This is a genomic window from Roseateles sp. P5_E8 (genome assembly GCF_054177665.1).
Map to the genome: position 1 here is coordinate 1 of NZ_JBGCUM010000089.1, position 13,137 is coordinate 13,137.

The window sequence follows — 13,137 nt, forward strand, 5'->3', positions numbered from 1 at the left end:
GCCTCGCTCGACCTGAACGCGGTCAAGGGCAGCGGCATGGACAACGGCAACCTCGTGGGGCTGGTGTCCAGCTACACGACGACCGACGGCGCCAAGCACGACATGGCCGACGTCTGGTTTGCCAAGGACGTGCAGCCGCAGAAGGCCGACGACGGCCACGCCGCGACGGTCAGCCTGACCGACGTGCTGGCTCCGCCGAGCGAGGCACTGCTCGGCGCGGCGACGGGTGGTCTCGCCCACGCTGCCCTGCCCTCGCCTGACGCCCACCTCGCCGCCATCGACCGCAAGCTGGCCGAGGAAGACGAGCAACGCCGCAACAACAGCGCCGGGTGGATCTGACGCCGGCAGCCCGCTGCCACTGATCTCCTGACGCCGGCACCGCAGTACCGGCCCCCACAGGCCCGACGGAGTGATCCGCCGGGCCTGATCTTTTTGGCTCTTTGCGCGTTGATTGGGCGAGAACCCAACGCAACGCCAAGCAGGAGAGCGGGCAGGCCTGATGCGGAGGTAAAGGAGGAGGTCGCGCAGCGGCCGGGGGACACGCAGCAGCAGGTCTGCCCGCTCTCCTGCGCCCAGGCCACCGACGCTTGGGCTTCACAAAGCAACGCGCAAAGAGCCATCTTTTTCGGCTCGCCAAAAACGCCTACACAAGCCGGCGCTTATTGGCGCTTGGGCCCGCGCGCGCGCTGGCCCAATGCAGCGCAGTGCCGAGCTGCCATCATGGGAGCCCGGCCCCTCACGACCTGGACTCCCGCATGGACCCCCACATCCCGACCGTCATCTTCCCGTCGATGAACGAGGAGCTGTACCGGCGCGCGCTGGAGTTCATCCCCGCGTCGTGGCCGCACATCGTCAAGGACGGCAACCCCACGCGCCATTTCGACGAATTGCGCGGGCTGGACATCAAGACGCGCTGGGCACTCAACATCGACGAGGACGCTTTCCTCATCGACCCGGCGGCCGTGCTGGAGCTGATCCGACGCATGGAACGCGAGGGCTATGACACCGCCGGCATCCAGGACGGCTCCAGCCACCTGCGCCAGCACAACCCGACGATCTTCAACCCCTTCTTCTTCGTCTTCAACGTCGAGAAGCTGCAGGCCAGCACCAAGTCCTGCGTCGATCCCGCGGCGGAGAGCCAACGCTACGCGCACCTGGTGCGCTTCAACAACGGCCCGGCGCAGTTCGACAACTTCGAGCCCTACTACCCCTTCTTCGTCGACCTGCTGCACTGCGGTCTGCGGCCGCTCTACCTGCCCAACCGCGAGTTCAGCGAGTTCCCGGCCGACGGCACCAACCTCGGCAAGCCCTCCGTCGTGATGGACGACGCCGGCCGCGAGCTGTGCGTGCATTCCTGGTACTCGCGGCTGTACCACGAGCCCATCGTGCGCCAGCGCATCCAGCACTGCGTGGACCATGCGCTGCGCAGCCCCTTCAGCAGCCATCCGTCCAAGACCGTCCCGCCAGTAACCGTGCTGATCCCGGCGCACAACGCCGAAGCCACGCTGGCCGAAACGCTGGACAGCCTGGCCGCGCAGACTTTTCAGCAGTTCAGCGTGCTGCTCATCGACGATGCCTCAAGCGATGGCACCGCCGCGCTGGCCGCCCGCTATGCCGACCGGCTGCGCATGGACGTGGTCACATTGGCAGAGAACGCCGGTGTGGCCGGTGCCATCAACCAGGGCCTGGCGCGCAACACCAGCCCCTATATCGCCCGCATCGATGCTGACGACGTCGCGCTGCCCACCCGCCTGGAGAAGCAGCTGCGCTTTCTCGAAGCCCGCCCCGACATCGACGTCTGCAGCACGTGGATGGAGCTGTTCTCCGCCGACCCAGGCTACGCCGGCGGCGTGACGCACAAGCCGCTGGAAGACGCCGACATCAAGACATCGCTGGTGCAGTACTGCGCGGTGTCGCACGGCGCGTCCATGTTCCGCCAGAGCTTCTTCACCGACGTCGGCGTGTTCGACACGCGGCTGGACTACGCCGAGGACTACGACCTCTGGTGCCGCGGCGCCTTGCTCGGCAAGCGCTACGCCAACCTGCCCGAGCCGCTCACCCGCTACCGGCAGCACGCCAACCAGGTGGGCCAACAGAAGCGCCAGCTGCAGTACGAGCGCGACCTCAAGATCAAGCAGAAGTACCTGTCGGCCCTGCTGGGCAGCACGGCCATCGGCCACCTGCCGGAGTTCCTGCACCTGCTCACGCGGTTCTCCAGCAAGGAGATCGCCACGCGCGTGCTGCGCGATTCAATGCCCGTGATGTCGCAACTGGCTCAGCGCCTGCCCAACCCGGCGCTGTTCTGGGCCATCGTGGCCGGCTCGGTGGACCGGCACCTGATGTAGGCCTTTCGGCCTTCCGGCCTTCAGCGCTTGCGCAGCACGATGGTCATGCTGTCGGCGCTGCTCATCAGCGGCTCACCGCAGGTGCAGCACCAGGACAGGTAGTCGAACTCCATGCTGCCGCAGCGCCAGCACTGGGTGGGCAGCGTGGCGCGCTTGTAGACGTGCACGCTGTCGACCTGGGCATAGAGAGCCTGCAACTGCTCACGGCTGAAATGCGCACCGGCGAGGCGGGCCAGGCGGGACTCACCTAACTCGCCAAGTCCCAGGCGCTTGGCATGGTCGAAGGCCAGCAGCACGTGCAGCGAAGTCTGTGCCCGCTCGACGCGTCCGAAGTCGCCCTGGAACAGGCTGTGACCGGGGTGGCTGGTGTGGATGTCCTCCAGCACATACAGCCCGCCGGGCGCCAGTTTCTGCAAGCCCAGGCGCAGGCAGCGCGACTGGTGGCTCGGGATGTGCGAGCCGTCCTCGATCAGCAGGCGCGGCGGCTCGATGCTGGCCAGGAAAGCGGCGACCTGCGCCTCGCTGTCCTGGTCGACTTGCGCATAGCGGATGCGCTCGCCCTGCGGCCAGCTCGGCTGCACGTCGAGGATGTCCGCGCCGATCAGCCGGGCGCTCGGGAAGCGCTCGCTGAGCCAGCGGATAGAGTTGCCGTTCAGCACGCCGAACTCGACGACCAGCCCGTCGATGTCGACCGGGAAGTGCTGCGCATAGAAGTCGACATAGGCGTGCCAGAACGACTTGTCGCTGGCGGCCATCAACGGCGAACTGGGCAGTTGGTTCATGGAGTGCAGTCCGGGAGGGTCGGTCGATATTACGGGCCCTGCCTGGCGCCGATGCGGCGAACTGGGACGCGTCTGCCCCCTACCGACCATGGCGCCCGACAGCCGCGGGCCGCTAGCATCCGCTGATGGCTGCCCCCTTCTTCTCCATCGTCATGGCCACCCACCACCGCCCGGCCACACTGGCTCGTGCGATCGCCTCGCTGCGGGCGCAGACCTTTGCTGACTTCGAGATCCTGCTCACCGCCGACGCCCTGGATACCGAAACCGCCGCCGTCGTCGCCCGCGACCTGGGCCCGGCCGACAGCTTCCTCAAGCGCACCGGCGCGAACGGCCCCGCCGAGAGCCGCAACCAGGGCCTGACGCGGGCACGCGGCGAATGGGTCATCTTCCTGGACGACGACGACACCTTCGAGCCCCACCACCTCGCGGCGCTGAAGCCGCACTGCGAGCGTGCCGACGCCCAGGTGTTGTACACCGACATCACCATCGTCACGGAAGACCGCCAGCAGCCGGGCATCCCCGAACTGAGCCGTCAGTTGACACCGCTGGCCGGCGCCGACACGAACATGCTCTGGGTCAAGAACTTCATCCCCCTGCACTGCCTGGCCTACCGGCGCAGCCTGCTGCAGGGCCTCAGCTTCGACGCCCACCTGGCCTCGCAGGAGGACTGGGACTGGCTGCTGGGCGTCTGCGCGCGTGCGACACCGGCCTATGTGGCGGGCGGCGGCGCCGTCATGCACAAGGACTTCGTGAACCCAGGCGCCCGGCGCGGCCAGCAGGAGGCGTCGAACAACACGACCGTGGTGCTGGACTTCCTGCACGTCTACCGCCGCTGGCCGGCGCCCACGCCTGAGCTCAAGGCCGCGCGGGCGGGGCTGCTGAAGGGCGTGGGGCTGGCGCTGCCGGTCGAGTGGTTCTAGTTTCTTGAAGCTGGCGTGCCTGCCCGGAAGGGCAGGACTCGATGGCGCCTCCAGCGGGCTGGATTAAGCTCCTGACAGCTCATTTCTGTACGCTGTCGTGACCAAGAAAAGAATAAATAACGCGTTGGCCGGCCCCATGCTGGGCCTGCTGGTCGCCTGCCTGGGCCTTGCCACGACGTGCGGCTGGCTGCTCCAGGTGCCGGCCCTCGTCCAGCTTCGCCAGGGGCTGCTGCCCATGGTCTTCAACACGGGGCTGTGCTTCCTGCTGTGTGGCACGGCGCTGGCACTGCCACTGTGGCGAGGCCTGCGGATGGTCATGCTGCGCAGCCTGATTGCAGCCGTGCTGATCGCCCTGTGCGGCCTGACGCTGGCCGAGCATCTGCTGGACCGTAGCCTGTTCGGCATCGACCTGGCGGGCCTGCATGCCTGGTACGACTACGGCAACACGCGACCGGGCCGCATGGCGCCGAACACGGCGCTGGGCTTCATCGTGGCGGGCTGCGCGCTGCTGGTGGGCGACCGCGTCACCCATCGCGGCCTGGCCGCCACCGAGCTGGTGCTGACCTTTCTGCTGATGGCCATCGGCCTGACCGGCCTGGTGGGCTACCTGCTCGCGCCCGAGCTGCTGTTCAACTGGGCCAAGTCCGCGCGCATGGCGATGCACACCGCCACCGGCATGATCCTCATGTCCGTGTCGCTTTGGCTGTCCTGGTCGCGCAGCGACTGGTACACCGGCGAGGCCTATTTCCGCGAAGACGTGAAGGTGCGCCTGCTGGCGGCGTCCATCCTCGTGCTCGTCGCTACGACGACGGCACTGACGGGCTTCGTCTTCCAGCAGGCCACCGCCAAGTCGACGATGGAGGCCCGCCTGGCGACCATCGTGCAGGCGCGTGGCCCCTGGCTGCGGCTGATGGCGCAGGAGATTGCGCGCCATGCGGAGCAGGCGGTCGGGCTGGCCGGCCTGGACACCAACTCCGAAAGCCTGCGTGTCGATTCGCCCGCCCGCGCCCATGAGATCAAGCGCCTGGCCGACAGCTTCGCCCGCCAGGGCTGGCAGCATGTGGCGCTGCTGGCGCCCGGTGGCAGCAGCATTGCCGTGCTCGGGGCGATGCGGACGCCGCCCGAGTTCAACGCGCCGCTGGACCCGCTGGGCCGCGTGTCGCTGCTGTGGGACGGCCAGCTGCTGCTGCGCGTGCAACAGCCGCTGGGCAGCGATGACGGCGCGCTGCAGCTGCTGATGGAGCGGCCGGCGCCCGAACTGGCCGCCGTCGTGTTCTCGGCGTCCAGCCTGGGCGAAACCGGCGAGGTGGTCGCCTGCATACCGCGCGTCCAAGGCATGCTGTGCCTGCCCACAAGCCTGCGGCCGCAGCCCTTCTTCCTGCCCTTCCGCCCGCCCGGAGCCGACCCGCTGCCCATGCAGCTGGCCCTGGCCGGCCAGAGCGGCGTCAAGCAAGCGCGGGACTACCGCGAGCAGACCGTCATCGCGGCCTACGGCCAGTTGGCGCCGGGGCTGGGCTTTGTCGCCAAGCAGGATGCCGCCGAGATCTACGCGCCCATCCGTCAGGCCCTGGCCATCGGCGCGCCGCTGCTGTTGCTGCTGTCCGCCGTCGGCGCGGCACTGATGATCTGGCAGCTCGGGCCCCTGGTGGCGCGCATGCGCGGCGCGGAGGCCGTGGCCTCGGATGCGGCGGCCAAGATGCAGACCATCGTCGACAGCGCGGGCGACGGCATCCTGACGCTGGATGGCGAGAACCGCATCATGTCCGCCAACCTGGCCGCCGGCCGCCTGTTCGGCCACGACCCGGCCGAACTGGTGGGACGGCCCATGGCCGCCCTGCTGCCACCGGGCATGCCATGCCCTGGCCAATCGCAGGCCGGCGCCGAACTTGAAGGCCTCAGGCAGGACGGCTCGCGCTTTGCGCTGGAATGGACGTGCAACGCGGTGCCGCTGCAGGGCGCCCCGCTGTCGGTCGTGACGCTGCGCGACATCAGCCTGCGCAAGGAACTGGAAGACAAACTGTCCCGCCTGGCCCAGTACGACGCGCTGACCGGCCTGCCCAACCGCAGCCTCTTCATGGACCGCCTGGCCACCGCCTCGCTACGGGCCGGCCGGGCGCGGCGCGCGCTGGCCGTGCTCTTCCTGGACCTGGACGGCTTCAAGGCCATCAACGACGACTTCGGCCACCGCGAGGGCGACGCCGTCCTCGTCGAGGCCGCCCGGCGCCTGAACCAGGCCGTGCGCAAGTCCGACACCGTGGCCCGCCTGGGCGGTGATGAGTTCACCATCGTGCTGGAGCAGCTGAGCCAACCGCTGGCCGACGTGCAAGGCGTCGCCGAGAAGATCATCGAGGCAATGCGCGCGCCCTTCATCGTCCAGGGCCAGGCGCGGTTGGTGACGGTCAGCATCGGCGCGGCCATCCACCTCGAAGGCGAGCCGCAGCAGACCACGACCGTGCTGCTTAACCGCGCCGATACGGCCATGTACGAGGCCAAGCGGGCAGGCAAGAACGCCTTCCGGGTCAGCACGGCGGCCGAGTTGGCCTAAGGGCCTGTTAACGCTACGGCGGTGGGTCGCGAAGGCCATTCGCCAGGGGCCAATCAAGGCGCAGCGCGCCGCTCGCATTGATATGCGAGCAAGCGGTGCAACGCGGAGTGGCCCCTGGCGAATGGCCTTCCCTTCGGGTTGTGGCCAGAAAGCCCGCGCGCGGCGTTGCAAATCCTCGCCGGGTGATCAACCCGGCTCCGGTTTGCGCCTTGCTCGCGGGCTTTCTGGCCACAACGCGGCCCGCTGCCGTAGTGTTAACAGGCCCTACCGCTCAGTCGCCCCACTTGCCGATGTACTTCTTGTAGTTCTCCAGCCAGGCGTTGGAGCCGAAGCCGCCCTCGCTCTGGTGCGTGATCGCCACCGGCCAGGTCCCCAGCCGCAGGCCGGCGGCGCGGGCCGAGCGGCAGAAGTCCATGTCGTAGAAGTGGAACTCGAAGCGCTCGTCGAAGCTCACCTGCTTGGCCCGCAGGACGTCCCGCTGCGCGGCCAGCAGCACGCCGTCCAGCAGTTCGCAGGCGGCCGGCACCGGGCCGAAGGCCGAGATCGTGGCGAACGGCGACGGCCCGTGCGAGACGACGCCGCTGAGGTTGGCGCGGTCGTCCCACTTGAACTCGATGGACGGGAAGGCCCATGACGGCTGCAGCGGCGCGCGGCGCCTGTTGCCGGCCACGCCGATGACGTCGAAGGCCTGCACGCCGGTGACCACGTGCTCGAAGAAGAAGTAGTCGTCCAGCCAGACATCGTCGTGGATGAAGGCGATGACGGGCGAGGCGTCCTCCGCCGCGATGCGCTCGTTGTAGAGCGACGGCAGGCCACGGCGGTTCTCGAAGAACACGCGGGCTTTCAGCCGGTCGTCGTGAGACATGCGGCGCAGCGACAAACCCAGCGCCGAGCGGCCCCAGAACTCGTCGGACGTCAGGCGGGTGGCGCAGACGAGGTCGATCATGTCGCGAGTTGCCGTAGCACGCGCGCCGGGTTGCCCGCGACGACGGCGCCCGCAGGCACGTCGCGCGTCACGACGGCGCCCGCGCCCACCATGGCACCGGCGCCGATGGTGATGCCCGGCAGGATGGTGGCGTTGGCGCCGATGCTGGCGCCGGCTTTCAGCACGGTGCGCGCGAACTGCTCAGGCCGCTGGCGCGAGCGCGGGAAGGCGTCGTTGGCGAAGGTGGCGTTGGGGCCGATGAACACGTCGTCCTCCACGCGCAGGCCGTCCCACAGCTGCACGCCGCTCTTCACGGTGACACGGTCGCCGACGACGACGTCGCCCTCGATCAGCACCTGCGCGCAGATGTTGCAGTCCGCGCCGATGCGGGCACCGGCCAGGACCACACAGAACTGCCAGACGCGCGTGCCGGCGCCGATGTCTGCCGTCTGGACGTCGGCGAGTGGGTGGATCATGCGGTCTCCTCGGCGCCGCAGTAGGCGTGCCAGGCGGTGATGTAGTCGGCTTCGGCGCGCTCGTCGCCGCTGCCAAGCGCGAGGCCCAGTTGCGCGACGCGGCACATCGGCTCGTCCACGGCCTTGTAGTGTTGCAGCACGGTGCTGCCCATTCGCTGCGCCACTGCGGCCAGTTGCTGCGCCGTCAGGTGGCCGAGCCGGTGCGAGGCCAGCGCCAGTGCGATCCAGGCGAGCAGCCCGAGCTTGAAGATGCGGCCGGTCGTCTGCGCCGTGTTCTGCCCGGGGCTGGTGCGGAAGTAGCCGAGGTGCTCGTTGATGAACACCAGCGGCGCCTGCTGGCTGGCCACGAGAAAGGCGCCTATGTCCTCCAGCCCCGTGAAGCTGATGCCGGCCAGGCGCGTTTTCAGCAGCTCCTCGCGCATGGCCGCGCGGAAGGTGGCGTTGGAGAACTCGCCGAGCCAGTTGTTCGTGCCGGCCACCGTGTGGGGGAACAGCACGTCGGGCCTGAGCGCGAACAGCCGCTGCGGATGATTGTTCACGGCCTCGGGCACGGGCAGGCTGGAGATGGGCTGGCCGGACTCGATGGCCGTCCAGCGCCGGCTGACCGCGCAGTGCGCGCGCGCCAGGGCATGAGCCTGGGCGTGGCGCTCGTAGAACTGCGGGTAGGGGATGTCATCGTCCAGCTGCAGGTGAAAGAACTCGGTCTCGCCCTGGTAGTGCTGCAGCAGGTTGCGGAAGTTGGCCCAGGCGCCGGCGCGCGGGCCGGGGATGACCTCGATGCGCAGTGCGGGGTAGGCGGCGCGGGCCTCGGGCGTCTCTAGCGCGCGCAGGAAGGCCTGGTCGGGGCTGTCGTCGGACAGCACGACCCGCGCGGGCGCGACGGTCTGGCTCTGCAGGGCCTGCAGCAGCTCACCCAGGTACTGCGACTTGTAGGCCGGCACGAGGACGGTGACGTCCATGCTCCTCATGCGCTGGCCTTCACGGCGCGGATGACGGCGTCGACTTGCGCCTCCTGCAAGCCTGGCCACAGCGGCAGGCTCAGCACTTCGGCGTGGATGGCCTCGGAGATCGGCAGGTCGCCCGGGCCCAAGCCCAGCTCGGCGTAGGCCGGCTGCAGGTGCGGCGGCACGGGGTAATGAATCATCGTGGCGATGCCCTGCTCGGCCAGCGCCTGCTGCAGCCGGTCGCGCGCTTCGTGGCGCACGACGAAGAGGTGCCATGCGGGCTCGGTGCCCGGTGCCACGGCGGGCAGCACGAGCGGCAGGCCGGCAAGCTCCTGCAGATAGCGCGCGGCGATGGCGCGGCGCTCGTCGGTGGCGGCCTGCAGCTGGGCCAGCTTGGCGTGCAGAACGGCGGCCTGGATGTCGTCCAGCCGCGAGTTGTAGCCCTTGACCTCGTTGTGGTACTTGACCCGCGAGCCGTAGTTGCGCAGCACGCGCAGCTGGTCGGCCAGCGCCGCATCGGCCGTGGTCGCACCGCCCGCGTCGCCAAAAGCGCCGAGGTTCTTGCCGGGGTAGAAGCTCCAGGCCGACACGTCGGCCAGGCTGCCCACCTTGCGGCCCTTGTAGACGGCGGCGTGCGCCTGGGCGCAGTCGTCCAGCACCTTCAAGCCGCGGCGCGCGGCAATCGCGTTGATGGCGTCCATGTCGGCCGGCTGGCCGTACAGGTGCACCGGCAGCAGCACCTTGGTGCGCGGCGTGATGGCGGCCTCGATGAGGGCCGGGTCGAGGTTGAACGTGGCCGGGTCGCATTCCACCGGCACGGGCGTGGCGCCGCACTGGCTGACGGCCAGCCAGGTGGCGATGTAGGTGTTGGACGGCACGATGACTTCGTCGCCCTCGCCCACCCCCAAGGCGCGCAGGCCCAGATGCAGCGCGTCCAGCCCGTTGGCCAGGCCCACGGTATGCGCAGTGCCGCAGTAGGCGGCATAGGCGGCCTCGAAGGCCAGCAGTTCCTGCCCGAGCAGGTACCAGCCACTGGCGGCCACGCGCGCCAGCGCGGCGTCGATGGCGGGCTGGCTGGCCGCGTAGGCGGGCTTGAGGTCCAGGAAAGGCACGGCCACGCTCATTGCGCGCCTCCGTTCAGCTCGGCCATGAAGTCGTCGTAGTTGCGGATGTAGTCGGCCGCCTCGTAGGTGTGCGACGCCAGCACCAGCATGGTCGCGTCGGCGGAGAAGCGGTACTGGATGCCCCACACCATCGGCGGGATGTGCAGGCCGACCTGCGGCGTGTCCAGCCGCACCTCGTCGCGCCGCTCGCCATCGTCCAGCACGATGGACACGGCTCCCTTCAGGCAGACGAGGAACTGGTGGCATTCGCGGTGGGCATGCTCTCCGCGCACCTCTTCGCTCGGCACGTCGTAGACGACGAAGAAGCGCTGCGGCGTGAACGGCAGGTGCGCGCCGATCTCGCCGAAGCTGAGCGCCCCGCGCAGGTCGACGATCTTGGGCAGGCGGTGCAGGCCTGCGCCGCGCGCGCTGAGCGCCGGCAGCGAGGATTGCGCCATGGCCTGGGCGGACAGGCCCTGCCCGGCCAGCGGCACGGACGGCGTATCCAGGTAGCCGGTGATGTGCGCCGGGTTGCCCGCAACGATGGCGCGCGGCGGCACGTCGCGCGTGACGACGGCGCCGTCGCTGACCAAAGCGCCCTGCCCGACGGTGACACCGGCACGGACTGTGGCGTTGGAGCCGATGCTGGCGCCGGTGCGGATGCGCGTGCGCAGCGGTTCGGCCTGGTGGCGCTGGCTGCGCGGCGTGAGGTCGTTCGTGAAGCTGGCGTTCGGGCCGATGTAGACATCGTCTTCGATGTGCACGCCGTCCCACAGCTGCACGCCGCACTTGACCGTGACGCGGTCACCCAGCACCACGTCGTTCTCGATGAAGACGTGGTCGCAGATGTTGGCCTGGGCGCCGATGCGCGCGCCCGGCAGCACATGCGCAAACGCCCAGATGCGGCTGCCCGCGCCGATGTGCGGCGTCTCGACAAGCGCATGCGAATGCACGAAGCAGTCTGCCGGCGGCACCGCGCGAGCGCCCGTTCCATCTTGCACAGTCATCCTTCAAGACCTTTCATGGGTCGAACCCCTTCGCCGAAGCTGCTGATGATCCCGCCATTTGCAGGGCGCAAGTGCGCAGTCAGCCGCTGAATCAAGGCCCAATTCAGGCGAAGCTGACACCGTGCTCCTTCAGCGCGATCCTGATCAACTGGTAGTTGACAGAATCAGCCACCTCATCGCCGGACAATTCGACACTGAATTCCTCCTCGATGGCCATGATCAAGTTCATATGGCGGAGCGAATCCCAGCGTTCGAGCGTGTCCTTCGAAGCAGCTTCGGTAATTTCAGCCACGTCCACATCCAGCACGCGGGCCAGGACTTCTTTCAATTTCCGGTCTGACAAACTCATATTCACTCCGTCACTTTGATATAAGACAGCGGCGCCGGCGTTAGCGGCAGCTGCGTCAATTCGTACTGGGCCGCTGTATCTCCATTATTTTCTATGGCGACAAAACCAAGGGAAGGCCAGAAACTGGCGACCTGCTCGTTCTTCGGCGTCGCTATATATTCTGCCTGCCAGCTCGACACGCCAAGCGCCGGCGTCAGCAACTCCAAAACCCGCGCCACAAATACCTGCTCGATATGGCGACCCAGGATCCGGCAACTGAGCATCAGCGCATCAACGACGCCTACAGCCCCGTCCTTTCGCGCGATCAACACACCGGTCAATCCGGAGTCACCAAAACGGTCACGCACGGACAGGCTCACCACCGCAAACTCGGCGCTGTTGCACATCGCCTCGATCTGGCTTTCGGAATAGCGCCGCGTCGTCAGATTGAACTGATTGGTTTTCTGCGTCAGCTGCGCGATGCGCGGCACTTCGCCGAGCGTAGCCTGATGGACCGAGATGGCAATCGCCAAGGAAGCCAGATACTGCTCCATGTTTTCAAACTTGGCCTGGCTCTGCTTGCGACTGGCCTCGTCACGGTACATCTGCGAGCGCCGCAGATCTTCGCTGCTGACAGCCAGAGTATCGAACAGGCTGTTCGCCCGCAGGAGCTGCGGCAGCAAATAGAGCTTCTCCGGCACCTGCAACACCGTCACCGCGGGATGCGCTTCGCGGATCAACCCGCACTCCATCGGGTTGTCATCGACAAAAACAAAACTGTCGATGCCGATATTCAGATCCGCTGCCAATCCGGCGAGGCTGCTCGCCTTGTCATCCCAGTTGACACGCCAGGCCGACAAATGCTCACGCTTGAGCAGGCAATCCGGGTGCTTGTCCAACACATCCCAGACATCCTGCTCATTGTTCTTGCTGCTGAGGCAAATCAGCACGCCGCGCCTATGCAGGCTCAAGACGCTCTTTTGAAACTCGTAAAACACATTGCCCGGATAGTTGTGCCGGTCAAGCTTGATCCCGCCCAGCCCGTCTTCACCGACCACACCGCCCCACAGCGTATTGTCGCAATCCAGCACGAGGCATTTTTTCGCCCGACCCTTCAGCGCCTTCGCGATTTTTATGATGTCAAGCGCGTAGAGATAGAGGAACGCCTTTTTGAACGGCGCTTTGGACATATACCAAAACCGGTAGTCCAATGAATCACCGGCGCCCAACTGCCGCAGATAACGTTCCCAGTCGCTCAGTAGAAAACGTGCGGGCTTGCTCGCCACATAGTCGCGTATCAACTGGTTCAGCCGCAACACTTCGTCATGATGACTGAACAGACCACGCGCGGCGCTGATGCCGAAATCCGGCTCGCTCGGGGGAACAAAGGTATTGACGAGAATGAGGGCCGACGTGTCTTCTGCGGCGCTGTCGTACAACGCTGCCAAGCCGGCCATCACCTCGGCGGCCGTCCACGGGTTGCACCAACCGTCCGGCAGATAGGTATCCAGGTGCAAAGCCAGAACAATCAATTCCGGCGCACTGCGATACAGATGAGAGTCTTTGCTCAAGATCTCCTGCTGAACGCTGTCATATTCGCCAAACTTGATGGCTGGGGCGATGCCCGCCTGCAAGCCGTGATAACTGACGTAGGGCTCAATGCCCTCAATCGTGAGATTTCTCAGGAAATTGATGTTGATTGAAAGGCTCGCCGCATCCTTCATGGCCTTGATACTCGCCAGCATCTCAGACAGGCTGAGCT

General features: G+C 67.2%; 12 protein-coding genes. 4 read left to right on the forward strand and 8 right to left on the reverse strand.

Going from position 1 to position 13,137, the window contains the following annotated elements; genetic code table 11:
• Together ACXRVZ_RS26445 and ACXRVZ_RS26450 are read left to right on the forward strand one after the other, a co-directional pair.
• The coding region (locus ACXRVZ_RS26445; RefSeq protein WP_458233040.1) for a hypothetical protein at nucleotides 1–339 on the forward strand (339 nt) is incomplete at its 5' end.
• Between the two features lie 416 nt (nucleotides 340–755).
• Complete coding sequence (locus ACXRVZ_RS26450; RefSeq protein WP_458233041.1) at nucleotides 756–2,345, forward strand: glycosyltransferase family 2 protein; 1,590 nt, start codon at nucleotides 756–758, stop codon at nucleotides 2,343–2,345.
• Between the two features lie 20 nt (nucleotides 2,346–2,365).
• Here ACXRVZ_RS26450 and ACXRVZ_RS26455 read toward each other — a convergent pair whose 3' ends face one another.
• Nucleotides 2,366–3,127: a class I SAM-dependent methyltransferase gene (locus ACXRVZ_RS26455; protein ID WP_457427932.1), complete on the reverse strand. Its 762-nt coding sequence runs from the start codon at nucleotides 3,125–3,127 to the stop codon at nucleotides 2,366–2,368.
• Between the two features lie 125 nt (nucleotides 3,128–3,252).
• Here ACXRVZ_RS26455 and ACXRVZ_RS26460 point away from each other — a divergent pair, with 125 nt between their 5' ends.
• Together ACXRVZ_RS26460 and ACXRVZ_RS26465 are read left to right on the forward strand one after the other, a co-directional pair.
• On the forward strand, nucleotides 3,253–4,047 hold the full coding sequence (locus ACXRVZ_RS26460; RefSeq protein ID WP_457427934.1) for a glycosyltransferase family 2 protein: 795 nt from the start codon (nucleotides 3,253–3,255) through the stop codon (nucleotides 4,045–4,047).
• A 97-nt stretch (nucleotides 4,048–4,144) separates the two neighbouring features.
• Nucleotides 4,145–6,592 carry a diguanylate cyclase domain-containing protein gene (locus tag ACXRVZ_RS26465; protein ID WP_457427936.1) on the forward strand — a complete coding sequence of 816 codons (2,448 nt, stop codon included), beginning with the start codon at nucleotides 4,145–4,147 and terminating at the stop codon, nucleotides 6,590–6,592.
• A gap of 271 nt (nucleotides 6,593–6,863) precedes the next feature.
• On the opposite strand, the gene ACXRVZ_RS26470 is transcribed toward ACXRVZ_RS26465, so the two are convergent.
• The 7 genes from ACXRVZ_RS26470 to ACXRVZ_RS26500 all read right to left on the reverse strand — a co-directional run.
• On the reverse strand, nucleotides 6,864–7,538 hold the full coding sequence (locus ACXRVZ_RS26470) for a glycosyltransferase (protein WP_457427938.1): 675 nt from the start codon (nucleotides 7,536–7,538) through the stop codon (nucleotides 6,864–6,866).
• Nucleotides 7,535–7,993, reverse strand: coding sequence for an acyltransferase (locus ACXRVZ_RS26475; protein ID WP_457427940.1), 459 nt, complete (start codon nucleotides 7,991–7,993; stop codon nucleotides 7,535–7,537). The genes ACXRVZ_RS26470 and ACXRVZ_RS26475 overlap by 4 nt, the downstream gene beginning before the upstream one ends.
• Nucleotides 7,990–8,961: a glycosyltransferase family A protein gene (locus ACXRVZ_RS26480; protein WP_458233042.1), complete on the reverse strand. Its 972-nt coding sequence runs from the start codon at nucleotides 8,959–8,961 to the stop codon at nucleotides 7,990–7,992. Before ACXRVZ_RS26480 ends, ACXRVZ_RS26475 begins: the two co-directional genes overlap by 4 nt.
• Nucleotides 8,958–10,055 carry a DegT/DnrJ/EryC1/StrS family aminotransferase gene (locus ACXRVZ_RS26485; protein WP_457427950.1) on the reverse strand — a complete coding sequence of 366 codons (1,098 nt, stop codon included), beginning with the start codon at nucleotides 10,053–10,055 and terminating at the stop codon, nucleotides 8,958–8,960. Before ACXRVZ_RS26485 ends, ACXRVZ_RS26480 begins: the two co-directional genes overlap by 4 nt.
• A gap of 2 nt (nucleotides 10,056–10,057) precedes the next feature.
• Nucleotides 10,058–10,993 (reverse strand): WxcM-like domain-containing protein, encoded by a 936-nt coding sequence (locus ACXRVZ_RS26490; RefSeq protein WP_458233043.1) that lies wholly within the window; start codon nucleotides 10,991–10,993, stop codon nucleotides 10,058–10,060.
• Nucleotides 10,994–11,150: 157 nt separating this feature from the next.
• A complete protein-coding gene (locus tag ACXRVZ_RS26495; protein ID WP_457427946.1) occupies nucleotides 11,151–11,396 on the reverse strand; it encodes an acyl carrier protein in 246 nt (81 codons plus the stop codon).
• Nucleotides 11,397–11,398: 2 nt separating this feature from the next.
• The coding region (locus ACXRVZ_RS26500) for an HAD-IIIC family phosphatase (RefSeq protein WP_458233044.1) at nucleotides 11,399–13,137 on the reverse strand (1,739 nt) is incomplete at its 5' end.

Coding starts and splice junctions, on each gene's coding strand:
- ACXRVZ_RS26480 (WP_458233042.1), bottom strand. CDS start 8,961: ATGAGGAGCATGGACGTCACCGTCCTCGTGCCGGCCTACAAGTCGCAG.
- ACXRVZ_RS26450 (WP_458233041.1), top strand. CDS start 756: ATGGACCCCCACATCCCGACCGTCATCTTCCCGTCGATGAACGAGGAG.
- ACXRVZ_RS26470 (WP_457427938.1), bottom strand. CDS start 7,538: ATGATCGACCTCGTCTGCGCCACCCGCCTGACGTCCGACGAGTTCTGG.
- ACXRVZ_RS26475 (WP_457427940.1), bottom strand. CDS start 7,993: ATGATCCACCCACTCGCCGACGTCCAGACGGCAGACATCGGCGCCGGC.
- ACXRVZ_RS26455 (WP_457427932.1), bottom strand. CDS start 3,127: ATGAACCAACTGCCCAGTTCGCCGTTGATGGCCGCCAGCGACAAGTCG.
- ACXRVZ_RS26495 (WP_457427946.1), bottom strand. CDS start 11,396: ATGAGTTTGTCAGACCGGAAATTGAAAGAAGTCCTGGCCCGCGTGCTG.
- ACXRVZ_RS26460 (WP_457427934.1), top strand. CDS start 3,253: ATGGCTGCCCCCTTCTTCTCCATCGTCATGGCCACCCACCACCGCCCG.